The 13,020-nt window shown below is 67.6% G+C and carries 12 protein-coding genes; 8 read left to right on the plus strand and 4 right to left on the minus strand.

All coding sequences use genetic code 11. The features are described 5' to 3' along the window. Nucleotides 1–69 precede the first annotated feature (69 nt). From QRM60_RS08125 to QRM60_RS08140, 4 genes are all read left to right on the plus strand, one after another. Nucleotides 70–1,452: a 3-carboxy-cis,cis-muconate cycloisomerase gene (locus QRM60_RS08125; RefSeq protein WP_285445941.1), complete on the plus strand. Its 1,383-nt coding sequence runs from the start codon at nucleotides 70–72 to the stop codon at nucleotides 1,450–1,452. Between the two features lie 9 nt (nucleotides 1,453–1,461). Continuing rightward, nucleotides 1,462–2,244 carry a 3-oxoadipate enol-lactonase gene (pcaD, locus tag QRM60_RS08130; protein ID WP_285445942.1) on the plus strand — a complete coding sequence of 261 codons (783 nt, stop codon included), beginning with the start codon at nucleotides 1,462–1,464 and terminating at the stop codon, nucleotides 2,242–2,244. A gap of 27 nt (nucleotides 2,245–2,271) precedes the next feature. After that, nucleotides 2,272–2,685: a 4-carboxymuconolactone decarboxylase gene (gene pcaC / locus QRM60_RS08135; RefSeq protein WP_057671185.1), complete on the plus strand. Its 414-nt coding sequence runs from the start codon at nucleotides 2,272–2,274 to the stop codon at nucleotides 2,683–2,685. A gap of 490 nt (nucleotides 2,686–3,175) precedes the next feature. Beyond that, nucleotides 3,176–4,102 (plus strand): alpha/beta fold hydrolase, encoded by a 927-nt coding sequence (locus QRM60_RS08140; RefSeq protein WP_285445943.1) that lies wholly within the window; start codon nucleotides 3,176–3,178, stop codon nucleotides 4,100–4,102. Between the two features lie 15 nt (nucleotides 4,103–4,117). On the opposite strand, the gene QRM60_RS08145 is transcribed toward QRM60_RS08140, so the two are convergent. Then, a complete protein-coding gene (locus QRM60_RS08145; protein WP_011035627.1) occupies nucleotides 4,118–4,978 on the minus strand; it encodes an IclR family transcriptional regulator C-terminal domain-containing protein in 861 nt (286 codons plus the stop codon). A 151-nt stretch (nucleotides 4,979–5,129) separates the two neighbouring features. Here QRM60_RS08145 and QRM60_RS08150 point away from each other — a divergent pair, with 151 nt between their 5' ends. Both QRM60_RS08150 and QRM60_RS08155 read left to right on the plus strand, forming a co-directional pair. After that, nucleotides 5,130–5,987 (plus strand): PA4780 family RIO1-like protein kinase, encoded by an 858-nt coding sequence (locus tag QRM60_RS08150; RefSeq protein WP_011035628.1) that lies wholly within the window; start codon nucleotides 5,130–5,132, stop codon nucleotides 5,985–5,987. 284 nt (nucleotides 5,988–6,271) lie between these two features. After that, nucleotides 6,272–7,240, plus strand: coding sequence for an alpha/beta hydrolase (locus QRM60_RS08155; protein WP_285445944.1), 969 nt, complete (start codon nucleotides 6,272–6,274; stop codon nucleotides 7,238–7,240). An 83-nt stretch (nucleotides 7,241–7,323) separates the two neighbouring features. Here the strand turns inward: QRM60_RS08155 and QRM60_RS08160 are convergent, their stop codons facing one another. The 3 genes from QRM60_RS08160 to QRM60_RS08170 all read right to left on the minus strand — a co-directional run bounded on the left by QRM60_RS08160 (nucleotide 7,324) and on the right by QRM60_RS08170 (nucleotide 11,290). Then, a complete protein-coding gene (locus QRM60_RS08160) occupies nucleotides 7,324–7,971 on the minus strand; it encodes a DUF2490 domain-containing protein (protein WP_043922235.1) in 648 nt (215 codons plus the stop codon). 391 nt (nucleotides 7,972–8,362) lie between these two features. After that, entirely contained in the window at nucleotides 8,363–10,267 is a 1,905-nt protein-coding gene (gene mnmG, locus QRM60_RS08165) for a tRNA uridine-5-carboxymethylaminomethyl(34) synthesis enzyme MnmG (RefSeq protein WP_285445945.1), read from the minus strand. Between the two features lie 552 nt (nucleotides 10,268–10,819). Then, nucleotides 10,820–11,290: a hypothetical protein gene (locus QRM60_RS08170; protein ID WP_014509288.1), complete on the minus strand. Its 471-nt coding sequence runs from the start codon at nucleotides 11,288–11,290 to the stop codon at nucleotides 10,820–10,822. A 157-nt stretch (nucleotides 11,291–11,447) separates the two neighbouring features. Between QRM60_RS08170 and QRM60_RS08175 the strand changes: the two genes are divergently transcribed. Continuing rightward, nucleotides 11,448–12,407 (plus strand): pyridoxal-phosphate dependent enzyme, encoded by a 960-nt coding sequence (locus QRM60_RS08175; protein WP_011035633.1) that lies wholly within the window; start codon nucleotides 11,448–11,450, stop codon nucleotides 12,405–12,407. Next, nucleotides 12,392–13,009, plus strand: coding sequence for a YdcF family protein (locus QRM60_RS08180; protein ID WP_011035634.1), 618 nt, complete (start codon nucleotides 12,392–12,394; stop codon nucleotides 13,007–13,009). The genes QRM60_RS08175 and QRM60_RS08180 overlap by 16 nt, the downstream gene beginning before the upstream one ends. Nucleotides 13,010–13,020 lie beyond the last annotated feature (11 nt).

Raw genomic sequence — 13,020 nt, forward strand, 5'->3', positions numbered from 1 at the left:
GCGCCACCGCCACGGACGCGAGCCGCGCGTCCGGCACGCGCATGGTTGGCACCTGTGCGCATCGGTGCCATGCTCCGGCCACGCCAAGAGATGCAATGCATGAGTGCAACGTTTTCCCTGCTGGGCGGCCTGTTTGGCGACCCCGCGTGCGATGAAGTGTTCGACGATGCCGCACGCGTGCAGGCGATGCTGGACTTCGAGTCCGCGCTGGCCCAGGCGCAGGCGCAATGCGGGGTGATTCCGCTGGCGGCTGCGCAGGTCATTGCCGCGCAGTGCCACGCAGCGCACTACGACCTGGGCGCATTGGCGCAGGCCACCGCACTGGCCGGCAACCCTGCCATTCCGTTGATCAAGGAACTGACCCGGCAGGTGGCCGCGCACGATGCCGATGCCGCGCGCTGGGTGCATTGGGGCGCCACCAGCCAGGACGTGATCGATACCGGCAGCGTGCTGCAACTGCGCGCGGCCTTCGACCTGCTGCTGCCGCGCCTGGACGCACTGTGCGCCTGCCTGGCGACGCTGGCCGCACGCGAGCGCGCCACCGGGCTGCCGGGCCGCACTTTGTTGCAGCAGGCGGTACCCGTGACCTTCGGGCTCAAGGCCGCCGGCTGGCTGGACGCCTTGCAGCGCGCACGCCGCCGCCTGCATACCGCGCGCACCGAAGCCTTGGTGCTGCAATTCGGCGGGGCCGCCGGCACCCTGGCGGCGCTGGAAACGCGTGGGCTGGAGGTGGCGCAGGCCTTGGCGCATGCGCTGCAGTTGCCGCTGCCGGCGTTGCCCTGGCACACCGCGCGCGACCGCCTGGTGGAGGTGGGTTGCGCATTCGCGTTGCTGGCCGGCAGCCTGGGCAAGATCGGCGGCGATGTGGTGCTGCTGATGCAATCGGAAGTGGGCGAGGCGTTCGAGCCGGCGGCGGCGTGCAAGGGCGGCTCCTCGGCGATGCCGCACAAGCGCAACCCGGTGGCCGGCGTGGTGGCGGTCGCCGCGGCCGCGCGCGTGCCCGGGCTGGTGGCCACCTTGTTCGCCACGATGGCGCAGCCACACGAGCGCGCGGCCGGGCAGTGGCATGCCGAATGGGAAACGCTACCGGAGATCGTGCGCCTGACCGCCGGCAGCCTGGCGCAGATGCAGGCCTGCCTGGCCGGGCTGGAACTGGACCGCACACGCATGCAGGCGCATCTGCACAGCCACGGTGGCGTGCTCTACGCGGAGGCCGCGGTGTTCGCACTGGCGCCGCAGCTGGGCAAGTCGCAGGCGCATACGCTGGTCGAACATGCGGTGGCGCGTGCGCAGTCGGCAGGGCGTCATCTGCGCGAGGAGCTGGCCGACGATCCTCACGTGCAGGCAATGCTCTCGCCGGCACAACTGGAGGCGATCTTCGCGCCCGACAGCTGGCGTGGCATGGCGTCGGTCTGGATCGACCGCGTCCTGGCCGCTTCACCTTCCCCCTGACGGTGGCCCATGGCATTTCTCCAGTTGCCGACACATCGCCTGCATTACCGCCTGGATGGCACAGAAGGGCGCCCCTGGCTGACCTTCTGCAACTCGCTTGGCACCGACCTGCACATGTGGGACGTGCAGCTGGAGGCGCTTGCACCGCACTACCGCATCCTGCGCTACGACCGCCGTGGTCACGGCTTCTCCGAATCGCCGCCCGGCCCGTACAGCGTGGCCGACCTGGGCCAGGATGTGATTGCGCTCTGGGATGCGCTGCAGATTGCGCGCAGTGATTTCTGCGGGCTCTCGATCGGTGGGCTCACCGGCCAATGGCTCGGCCTCAACGTGCCGCAGCGATTGCGGCGGCTGGTGGTCTGCGCCACAGCGCAGAAGATCGGCAGCGCCGACAGCTGGGCTACGCGGATCGAGCAGGTGCGCCACGACGGCTTGCCGGTGTTGATCGACGCCACGTTGCAGCGCTGGTTCACCCCGCACTTCGCCCTTTCGCATGCGCAACGTCTGGACATGATCGCCGCCGCGTTCGTGTCGACCTCGCCCGACGGCTACATCGCCTGTTGCCAGGCGGTGGCCGATGCCGATTTCCGTGGCGCACTGGACGCGCTGGAGGTGCCATTGCTGGCCATCGCCGGCGACGACGATCCGGTCTGCCCGCCCACCGACCTGCGCGACATCGCCTATGCGGTGCCCGACGGCCAGTACGCGCAGGTGCCCGGTCGCCACATCTGCAACCTGGAATCGCCCGCAGCGTTCAACGACGTGCTGCTGGGTTTTCTCCAGGCCGAGTGAGCTTTCCCCCAACTGCAAGGACACCCGATGCACGAAGACGAACGGTACCAGGCCGGCCTGCGCGAGCGCCGGCGCGTGCTGGGCGATGCACATGTCGACCGCGCGCTGGCCGCGCGCACCGAGTTCACCGGCGAGTTCCAGGACATGATCACCCGCCACGCCTGGGGCACCATCTGGACCCGCGACGGCCTGCCCGCCCACACCCGCTCGCTGCTGACCCTGGCGATGATGGTGGCGCTGGGGTGTGATGAGGAATTCAAGCTGCACGTGCGCGCCGCGCGCAACAACGGCGTCACTGCCGCGCAGATCAAGGAAGTATTGCTGCAGGCAGCGATCTATTGCGGCGTGCCAGCGGCCAACCATGCCTTCGCACTGGCCCAACCGATCCTGGACGCGCAGGCGGCCGAAGGTGAGCCAGGAGAGCCGGCAACCGATGGTTAGCGGATCGGCACGACTGCGAGCGCGGATGGCACGGCACACCATGCACGCGTAACGGATGAGACGCGCCGGCGCCCGCAGCGCACATCAACACGAAGACATCCGCACCCGATGCCATTCCTCCGCCAGGAAAGAGGCAGGGCGCGTGCACGGCGCAAGACCGCGCTGTGATCGAAGGTGGTCAAGCGCATGGACGCGCCTCGCATGCGTCGCACCGGCGGCGGCCGCGCATCAAACATGCAATCGCACCGTAACGCCCTGCGTTGGAGAGGGTTTCGTTGAGAGAGGCGCCGTGACCAACGATGGAGAACCACCCGCACGCACGCCGCAAGAAACATCTGCGCAACAGCAGCGCATCCCCGCACTGATGACGCCCACGCATCGCCCGATTGCCAGCGGCCATGACACACCGCCGCACTGCGGTGATGATGCAGCCTCCCACCACGTCGGCCTGCCAAGTCCTTGCAGCGCGCCGCCATCCACGAGGCTCCACATGATGCTACGTCTCGCCTGCCTGGCGGTGCTGCTGCTCCTCACCTGCGGCGCGCAGGCGCAACCACAGCCCGGCCCGGGCACGCAGCGTGCGCAGGTGCAGGCCGACGATGGCCAACCACTGGCGGTGTGGTCGCGGCTGCCGGCACGGCCGCGTGGCACGCTGCTGCTGGTGCATGGGCGCACCTGGAGTGCATTGCCCAACTTCGATCTGCAAGTGGCCGGCGAGCCTGCCGACACGCGCTCGGTGCTGGCGGCGCTGGCACAGGCGGGCTACGCGGTGTACGCGCTGGATCTACGCGGCTATGGCGGCACCGCGCGCGATGGCAGCGGGTGGAACACACCGGTACGCGCCGTGGCCGATCTGCGCGCCACGCTGACATGGATCGCCACGCGCCATCCCGGTCTGCCGCCGCCTGCACTGCTGGGGTATTCCAATGGCGCACGGGTGGCCTTGCTGCTCGCCCAGGCGCAGCCGGAGCTGCTGTCGGCGCTGGTACTGTATGGCTTTCCGGACGATGTCGATGCCGCGCCGCAGGCCACCGCCGTGCCCGCACAGCCGCCGCGTGAGCGCACCACCGCCGAAGCCGCTGGCTCGGACTTCATCACCGCCAATGCCGCGCCCGCCGCCGTGCAGAAGGCGTATGTGGCCGCCGCACTCGCGGCCGACCCGGTGCGCACCGACTGGCGCGCGATGGAGCAATTCGCCTACCAGCCCGAGCAGGTGACGCGCGTGCCGGTGCTGCTGCTGCGCGGTGTGGATGACCCGCTCGCCACGCAGGCGGAGAACGCGCACCTGTTCGCACGCCTGGGCAGCGCCGACCGCAGCTGGGTCACCTTGCCGCACGCCGACCATGTGGCGCATGTCGAAGACAGCCATGCCGCCTGGGTAGACGCGGTGGTCGCCTTCCTGCGTCGCCCGCGCTGAACCAGCCGGACGCGCTCAGCTGAGCAGGGCGCCCAAGCGCTGCGCCGCCTGCTTGAGCGGCTCCACCCACTGGGTCTGCATCGTCTGCAGGCTCACCCGCCCGGCCTGCGCACCGATATTGAGCGCGGCAATCACCTCGCCACGCAGGTTGCGCACCGGCACTGCGATCGAGCGCAGGCCGATCTCCAGCTCCTGGTCGGTCAGGCAGACGCCCTCGCGGCGCGCCCGTGCCAGCACCTCGAGCAGGGCGGCGGGCTGGGTCACGGTGCGGTCGGTGCGCGGACGCAAGGTGGTGCGTTCCAAATAGGCCTGCAGTGTGTCTGCAGGCAGGGCCGCCAGCAGCACCCGCCCCATCGACGTGCAATAGGCCGGCAGGCGGGTGCCGGGCCGCAGCCCGATCGACATGATGCGCACGGTTTCCGCGCGTGCCACGTACAGCAGGTCATCGCCATCCAGCACCCCCAGCGAGCACGACTCGTGCACTTGGTCGCGCAGGCCATCCAGCACCGGCTGCGCCGCGGCGGTCATCGACGAGGACGCGGTGTACGCACCGCCCAGCCCCAGCACCCGCGGCAGCAACACATAGCCGCGGCCCTGCTCGCCCACATAACCCAGGGCCGCCAGGGTGTGCAGCACGCGCCTGACCGCGGCGCGCGAGATGCCGGTCTCCAGGCTGATCTGCGACATCGTCACCTCGCGCGCGTGCTGGGCGAACACGCTCAACACCACCAGCCCGCGCCCGAGCGAGGTCATGAAATCCGGGTCACCTTTGGCAGCGGCAATCTGCTGCATCAAGGCATGCGGCAGGCCGCGCTCGCTGCTGGCGATGGCCGGCGCGGCGGGACGTTTGCGGCGGGAAGAGGTGGGCTCGGGCATCGCATCGCGCTAGGGGCAGGTGCCTGCATGGTAAGCGCATCGTCCCAATGCATGGCCCCGGTCTCAGCTCGGCCCCGTACGGGGTGAGCGCTTCACCCTGCTTGACGCATAATCGTCACTGGTCTTTTTCCTGCGTTGGTCCTCTTCCTCCATGAAAACCCCCAAGGGCCTGCAACCGCTGATCGACGATGGCGTCATCGACGAAGTGTTGCGACCACTGAAAAGCGGCAAGGAAGCCTCCGTCTACGTGGTCAGCGCGGGCGAAGACATCCTGTGCGCGAAGGTCTACAAGGACATGGCGCAGCGCAGCTTCCAGGCGCGCGTGCAATACCAGGAAGGACGCAAGGTGCGCGGCAGCCGCCAGGCCCGTGCGATGGGCAAGGCCACCAAGTTCGGCCGCAAGGAAGCCGAGACCGCCTGGAAGAACACCGAGGCCGACGCGCTCTACCAACTGGTGGATGCCGGCGTGCACGTGCCCAAGCCGCGCGGCTACTTCCACGGCGTGCTGCTGATGGACCTGGTGACCGATGACGCCGGCCACAGCGCGCCACGGCTGGGCGAAGTAGAGCTGGAGCCGGAACAGGCGCGCCTCTTCCACACCAGCCTGGTCGGCGACGTGGTCAAGATGCTGTGCCTGGGCCTGGTGCATGGCGACCTCTCCGAATACAACGTGCTGGTCTCGCCCGACGGCCCGGTGGTGATCGACTTCCCGCAGGTGGTCAGCGCGGCCGGCAACAACGCCGCGCGCGACATGTTGCTGCGCGACGTGCACAACCTGCGCGACTGCCTGGGCCGATTTGCCCCCGAGCTGCTGGACACCTATTACGGCGAAGAAATGTGGGCATTGTTCGAAAAGGGCGAGTTGCGCCCGGACAGCGCGTTGACCGGCCGTTTCACCTTCGATACCAAGCGCGCCGACGTGCGTGCCATCCGCGCCTCGATCGAGGACGCGCGCCAGGAAAACCTGATCCGTCAGCAGGGCCGCGAGGCGGCCGCCGAAGACGATTGATCGCGATGGCTGCAGGTGTGGCTGCGGCGTTACCAGCGGCTAACGCTGCTGTCTAAAGCTGCTGCGGTCATCCGCAACAGCGCTTGGCTGCCTGTGTCTAACGGCACGCACACGTGACGCCAGCATGGACGATGCCCGGTGATGCGCCTGGCCAATACGCTGCATTGCAGTGACCTATCTGCATCGACATCACGCGCATGATCGAAACAATTGATGACCCGTAATGGTTAAAGATCATAACGATCTGGCAAGCTCAGCGTCTCTCATCGCTGCTGGAGTCCGTCATGGAATTCGATCCCGATGTCGTGCGCCTGTTCGTGCAGCTGCAGCAAGCGGGGCAGCCCCCGATGGAGGCGCTGCCGTTGAAGGAAGCACGCGCCATGATGCGCGGCATGGGAGCGCAGCTGGGATTTCCACGGCTGCCGATGGCGCAGGTAACCGCTCTGCAGGCCGACACTGCCGCCGGCACGGTGCCGCTACGTCTGTACCGGCCGCCGGGCCTGGATGACACGCCCGCACCTACGTGTCTGTTCGTGCACGGCGGTGGCGGTGTGGTGGGCGATCTGGACTCGCATGACGACGTCTGCCGGCAGCTGGCGGCACGCACGCCGTGTCAGGTGCTGGCGGTGGACTATCGCCTCGCGCCCGAACATCCGGCGCCGGCCGGCGTGGAGGATGTCATCGCCACGCTGCACTGGCTGGCCGAGCATGCCGACGCGGTGGGCGCCGATCCGCAGCGTCTTGCGATCTGCGGTGACAGTATCGGAGGTGGCATGGCGGCGGTGGCCGCGATCACTGCACAGCAGCGAGGTATCGCGTTGCGCTGTCAGCTGTTGCTGTACCCGCTGACGGATGCGCGCCCGGATACCGGCGTGCATCCCTCACGCGGCCGCAATGCCGAGATCCCGCCGCTGACCCGCAGCGCGGTGCAGTTCTTCAATCGCCTGTTGCTGCCGGACACGCGCCTGGCCGACCACTGGCACATCTCCGTGCTGCTGGCGCCGGACGTAGCCGGCGTGGCGCCGGCTCTGGTGGTGCTGGCCGACCGCGACATCCTGCACGACGAGGGACTGCAGTACGCCGAGCGCCTGCGCACCGCCGGCGTGGAGGTCACCCAGCGCACCTGTGTCGGCATGATCCATGGCTTCATCACCATGGGTGGTGTGATCCGCGCGGCCGACGAAACCATCGACCTGGCGGCGCTGATGTTGCGGCAACGGCTGCTGCCAGTGCAGCCGCGCTTTGCTGCGTAGCTAGCACTTGCGTCGGCGCGCCGGCGGCGCATTCAACGCATTACCGAAAGGCCGTGACCAAGTCGCGCGGCCGGTGCGTGCGCTCAGAAATTGAAGCGGAAGGTGGTCATCAAGACGTGGTTTTCGCGGTCGATCGTGCGGTTATTGACGAACTGATTCAAATACCCGACATCGACATTGGAGATCGCATTGAACTTCCAGTTGATGCCCACGAACACCCGGTTCTGATCGATGCCGCTGCGTGCGCCCCACTGGGTCTGATCCAGATTGACGAACAACTCGTTGAACGCCACCCACGACAACTGCGGGCTCAGGCTGCTCGGACGCACGGCCCTGATCATCTGCCGCACCCGGTAGCCTTCATCGCTGAAGCCTTCGCGGTGGCGTTGCTCCAGACGCGTGCGGCTGGTGATGGTGATGTTGGCGATCGGATCGAACTGATACTGGAACTGTCCCCACCAGCGATTTTCGCGATTGGACGGCTGCCCGGCCGGGTGGCTGATGATGGTGTCGTAGCCCATCCAGACACTGGCTTTGGGATTGAGTCGGTAGAACACGGCAGGGCGCAGGATCAATTGATCGAACTGCTCGCCTTCCTCGCGCCAGCGCGGGTGCACGTCCATGCTCCAGTAAAGATTCTCGACCGGCAGCTTGCCTTGCGCATACACGCTCAGCCAGTAACGCCCGTCTTCTTCGGTCTGTGCGGCCGCCTGCGAGGTGCTGCCCAGCATCAGCAACAGGGCGGGACAGGCGATTCGGTAGGTTGCCGTCAGCAGCGCACGCAGTCTGTTCATGATCAGGAAGTCGTCAGTGGTGCCGGAGCATACCAACTCGGTCGCGACCGCCATCAAACTTCGCGGCATCCACCATGCGATACGGCTCAATCGCTTCGCACAGGGCGACATGAAATCGCTGCGTGACATCTGTTGGCAATCAGCGCCTGTGTTCCGGTGCCCCCCGATTTCTCGCGAACGATCGGCCGAGTCGAGCAGACACATAAGGGTTCTGCGGGCACCCGGCTGCACGGCAGCCAGGAACATCCGTCACTCACGCCAATGCAGACCTCAAGGCCAAGGCAGCGCGTGTAACGTCACGTCGCTGCCTTGCATGCCAATGACAGCGTCACGCCACCTGGCTGCGCCGCGCGCGTTCCAGGTGCACCAACAGCAGCGAGATCGCGGCCGGGGTCATGCCCGGGATGCGCTGTGCCTGGCCGATACTTTGCGGGCGCACGCGTTCGAGTTTCTGCTGCACTTCCATCGACAGGCCACGCACGCCGGCGTAGTCGAAACCTTCGGGGATCGGCGTCGTTTCGTGGCGCTGCTGGCGGGCGATTTCGTCGCGCTGACGATCCAGGTAACCGGCGTACTTGACGCCGATTTCCACCTGTTCGGCGACCTGCGCATCGTCCACGCCCGGGCCCAGCGTCGGCACCCGCATCAGCGCGGCGTAGCTGAGTTCCGGGCGCTTGATCAGGTCCAGCACATTGGTCTCGCGGCTCATCGGCACGCCCAGGGTGTCGACCACCTCGCGGCCCAGGGCATTGCCCGGCGTGGCCCAGAGTGCCGACAGGCGCGCGGTTTCGCGCTGCACCGCCTCCTGCTTGCTGGAAAAACGTGCCCAGCGCGCATCGTCGATCAGGCCCATCGCGCGCCCCACGCCGGTCAGCCGCAGATCGGCGTTGTCTTCGCGCAGCTGCAGCCGGTATTCGGCGCGGCTGGTGAACATGCGGTACGGCTCGGTGGTGCCGTGGGTGATCAGGTCGTCCACCAGCACGCCCAGGTAGGCTTCGTCGCGGCGCGGCGACCAGGCCGGCAGCGCCTGCACGTGGCGCGCAGCGTTGAGCCCGGCCAACAGGCCCTGCGCGGCGGCTTCTTCGTAACCGGTGGTGCCGTTGATCTGCCCGGCGAAGAACAGCCCGCCCACCGCCTTGGTTTCCAGCGAGGCTTTGAGCCCGCGCGGGTCGAAGAAATCGTACTCGATCGCATAGCCGGGGCGGGTGATGTGCGCCTGCGCAAAGCCGCGAATCGAGCGCACCAGCGCCAGCTGCACGTCGAACGGCAGCGAGGTGGAAATGCCGTTGGGATAGATCTCGGTGACGTCTAGGCCTTCCGGCTCGACAAAGATCTGATGGCTGGTCTTGTCGGCGAAACGCACCACCTTGTCTTCGATCGACGGGCAGTAGCGCGGGCCAATGCCCTCGATCTGCCCGGAATACAGCGGCGAGCGGTGCAACGCGCCACGGATGATGTCGTGGGTCTGCTCGGTGGTATGGGTGATCCAGCAGCTGACCTGGGTCGGGTGGTCGCTGAGTTGGCCCATGAACGACATCACCGGCAGCGGGTCATCACCTGGCTGCTCATCCATCAACGTGTAGTCCAGGGTGCGCCCATCAATACGCGGCGGAGTTCCGGTCTTGAGGCGATCGATAGCGAACGGGCGCTCACGCAGCCGCGCTGCCAGCGTGGTGGCCGGCGGGTCGCCCATGCGCCCGGCCGCGTATTGGGTCTCGCCGACATGGATCTTGCCGGCCAGGAAGGTGCCTGCGGTCAGGACCACGGCCGTGGCTTCGAAGCGCAGCCCGGTCTGGGTAATCACCCCACGCACGCTGTCGCCTTCGGCGGCACCGTTATGGATGATCAGATCGTCCACCGCCGCCTGGAACACGGTCAGGTTGGGCTGCGCTTCGACGATGCGGCGGATCGCGCTGCGGTACAGGTTGCGATCGGCCTGGCAGCGGGTGGCCCGCACCGCCGGCCCCTTGGAGGCATTGAGGGTGCGCCACTGGATGCCGGCCAGGTCCGCCGCCTTGGCCATCGCCCCGCCCAGTGCGTCGATCTCCTTGACCAGGTGCCCCTTGCCGATCCCGCCGATGGCCGGGTTGCAGCTCATCGCGCCCACGGTCTCGATGTTGTGGGTCAGCAACAGCGTGCGTGCACCGGCGCGGGCAGCCGCCAGCGCCGCCTCGGTGCCGGCGTGGCCGCCACCAATCACGATGACGTCGTAGCGATAGAAGGAGTCGGACATGGGCGTGGACCAGAAGCAGGAGGAAGACCAGCGGCCGCGAACGTAGCGGCTGAAGGGTGGTTTGCGGCATTAACACGTGAATTATGTGACTCGAATCACATTATCGAACACTGGCACTCAAGTTGGCATGTTTCGTGCGGATATCCCTACTGCACCCGTCGTGGCATTGCGACATGGGCGCAAGGCTGGAATTGGAACAGGGGCCAGCCGCGCGTGCGATGGGGTAGCGTAAGGGCCGGTAGTCGGGGGACTGCCGGCCCTTAGTTTTATCTGCACGTCGCCGGCGCACACGCTCTGGCCTGCTTCGCAACGCTCCAATGCACAAAGCCCCGGCATGCCGGGGCTTTGTGCATTGGAGGCGCCGATATCCGACAGGGCCGGAACAGGGGGGATCCAGATTTCCCTGTCGGACATCGACATAAGTCGGTCAGTGGAGTGGCCAGGTCAGAAAACGACGTGGCGGGTCACACAGTGCACCTAGCTTGCAGCCAAGTGCAGACTGAACGCAAGCCCCCAACATTGCCAAGTGTGGGCTGCGTCGCAGTCAGCCGATCAGGGAATCTGCTGGCGCGTATTGCGTGGTGCGGTCTGCCGCTGGATCTCGCGGATCACCCGCGGCGGAGCGCCAATACGCGGCGGCTGCGCCGGACGCGGTGGCGCGCCGGTGGCTGGCGGCGGGTTGGGGCGCTGCGGGCGCGGACCGTTGGGCCGGCCACTCGGGCGCGGGCCATTCGGCCGGGGACCATAGTTGTTATAGGGACGGTACTGCGGACGCCGATCGTACTCGCGGTAATAATAGCCGCCGCCGCCGCGATAGACCGGGTACACCGGATAGTCGTACAGACCGATCCCGCCGGCTCCGTAAGGGCTGCCATAGGAATACGGCGCATAGCCCGGCGGGTAGCGGTACTGCACCGCGGGCGCGCCACGGTAATACCCACCCGACCCTGCGCCGGTGTAGTCGTACGTCGCGCAGCCGCTCAAGGCCAGCAGGCCGGCGGCAAGGATCAGACGGAATTTCATGGATGGTGCCCTCCTGCAACCATGGTGTCACTGTCGAACCACGGCATTGAATCGGTCCTTAACTGTGCGGTGATGGCGCGTATGTTCATTGAACGAGCATGCGCGGGACGCCGACCCTCGACCGTGAAGAGTGAGGCGATACGTTAATCTTGGGAGCATGATCGAAACGCTTCTTCCTGCCTATTCCGACGTCCTGCAGGCGGCTGCACGCATTGCCCCGCACACCGCACCGACCCCGTTGCTGCGCTCGCACACGCTGGACACGCTCAGCGGTGCGCAGCTGATGTTCAAGGCCGAGCACCTGCAGCGCAGCGGTGCGTTCAAATTCCGCGGCGCCTGCAATGCGGTCTGGGCGTTGCCGGCCGAGACCGCCGCACATGGCGTGGTGACGCACTCTTCCGGCAACCATGGCGCGGCGCTGGCACTGGCCGCGCGCACCCGCGGCATCGGCTGCCATGTGGTGGTGCCCGAAGGCGCGGTGGCTGCCAAGCTGGCCAATATTTCCCGGCATGGCGCCACCTTGTGGCGCTGCGCGCCGACCATCGCCGCGCGCGAGCAGCTGTGCGCCGAGGTCCAGGCCAGCAGCGGTGCGACCCTGGTTCACCCGTATACCGATCCGGCGGTGATTGCCGGGCAGGGCACCGCAACCCTGGAGCTGTTGCACGACAGCGGCGGCCTGGATGTGCTGGTGGCGCCCGTGGGCGGCGGCGGGCTGGCGGCCGGGGCGGCCCTGGCGCTGCAGGCTTCACCCGGCTGCGCGCTGGTGCTGGCCGAGCCGGCGGGCGCAGCCGACACCGCGCGGTCGCTGGCGGCGGGGCAGCGGCTGGTGGACTTCGTTCCCGACACCGTGTGCGACGGGCTGCGCGGCACCCTGGGGGCGCCCAACTTCGCGCTGCTGCAGGCCGCCGGCGCGCAGGTCATCACCGTTGACGATGCCGCCGTGGTGCAGGCCATGCGCCTGCTCTGGCAGGTCTTGAAGCAGGTGGTGGAACCGTCGTCGGCCATCGCGCTGGCGGCCGTGCTGGCCGACCCGGCGCGCTTTGCCGGGAAGCGGGTGGGCGTCATTTTGTCTGGCGGCAACGTCGATCTGGACGCCTTGCCGTGGGCCGCCGCGTGAGCAGGCCCTCGCGTGGGCTCGGCCTGTGGGGTTGGGGGTGGCGGCTGTGCATGCTGGCGCTGATCTGGCTGGTGGGCGTGGCCGGCTGGATCGTCTGGGTGGGCGACCGCGACCAGGCCGCACCGGCTGACGTGATCATCGTGCTGGGCGCGGCGGCCTACGACGCGCGCCCCTCTCCCGTGTTCGAAGAGCGCATCCGGCACGCGCTGGACCTGTATGCACGCGGCTACGCGCCGCATCTGCTGTTCACCGGCGGCTTCGGCAACGGGGCGCGTTTTGCCGAATCCCAGGTGGCGCGGCGCTACGCGCTGCGGCACGGCGTGCCGTCGGAAGCCATCGTGATCGAGACCAGCTCGCGTACCACCCGGCAGAACCTGCTGCAGGCGCGCGCGCTGATGGAGCGGCATGGCATGCACCGGGCGATCATCGTCAGTGACCCGCTGCACATGGCGCGCGCGCTGCGGCTGTGCCAGGAGCTGGGCGTGGATGCGCTGGCGTCGTCCACCCCGAGCACGCGCTTCCGCAGCTTCCACACCAGCTGGCGCTTCCTGTTGCAGGAGGTCTATTACTTCCACCGCGATCTGGTGGTGCAGGGCGCCTGATGCCGGGCCTA

The sequence above is a fragment of the Xanthomonas sp. fls2-241-TYG-148 genome, assembly GCF_030208815.1.
Lineage (GTDB): Bacteria > Pseudomonadota > Gammaproteobacteria > Xanthomonadales > Xanthomonadaceae > Xanthomonas > Xanthomonas campestris.

Bases quoted from the DNA above. Each gene is read 5' to 3' on its own strand.
- QRM60_RS08125 (WP_285445941.1), top strand. From the start codon at position 70: ATGCTCCGGCCACGCCAAGAGATGCAATGCATGAGTGCAACGTTTTCC.
- QRM60_RS08160 (WP_043922235.1), bottom strand. From the start codon at position 7,971: ATGCTGGGCAGCACCTCGCAGGCGGCCGCACAGACCGAAGAAGACGGG.
- QRM60_RS08155 (WP_285445944.1), top strand. From the start codon at position 6,272: ATGGAATTCGATCCCGATGTCGTGCGCCTGTTCGTGCAGCTGCAGCAA.
- pcaC (WP_057671185.1), top strand. From the start codon at position 2,272: ATGCACGAAGACGAACGGTACCAGGCCGGCCTGCGCGAGCGCCGGCGC.
- QRM60_RS08140 (WP_285445943.1), top strand. From the start codon at position 3,176: ATGATGCTACGTCTCGCCTGCCTGGCGGTGCTGCTGCTCCTCACCTGC.
- QRM60_RS08170 (WP_014509288.1), bottom strand. From the start codon at position 11,290: ATGAAATTCCGTCTGATCCTTGCCGCCGGCCTGCTGGCCTTGAGCGGC.
- mnmG (WP_285445945.1), bottom strand. From the start codon at position 10,267: ATGTCCGACTCCTTCTATCGCTACGACGTCATCGTGATTGGTGGCGGC.
- QRM60_RS08145 (WP_011035627.1), bottom strand. From the start codon at position 4,978: ATGCCCGAGCCCACCTCTTCCCGCCGCAAACGTCCCGCCGCGCCGGCC.
- QRM60_RS08150 (WP_011035628.1), top strand. From the start codon at position 5,130: ATGAAAACCCCCAAGGGCCTGCAACCGCTGATCGACGATGGCGTCATC.
- QRM60_RS08175 (WP_011035633.1), top strand. From the start codon at position 11,448: ATGATCGAAACGCTTCTTCCTGCCTATTCCGACGTCCTGCAGGCGGCT.
- pcaD (WP_285445942.1), top strand. From the start codon at position 1,462: ATGGCATTTCTCCAGTTGCCGACACATCGCCTGCATTACCGCCTGGAT.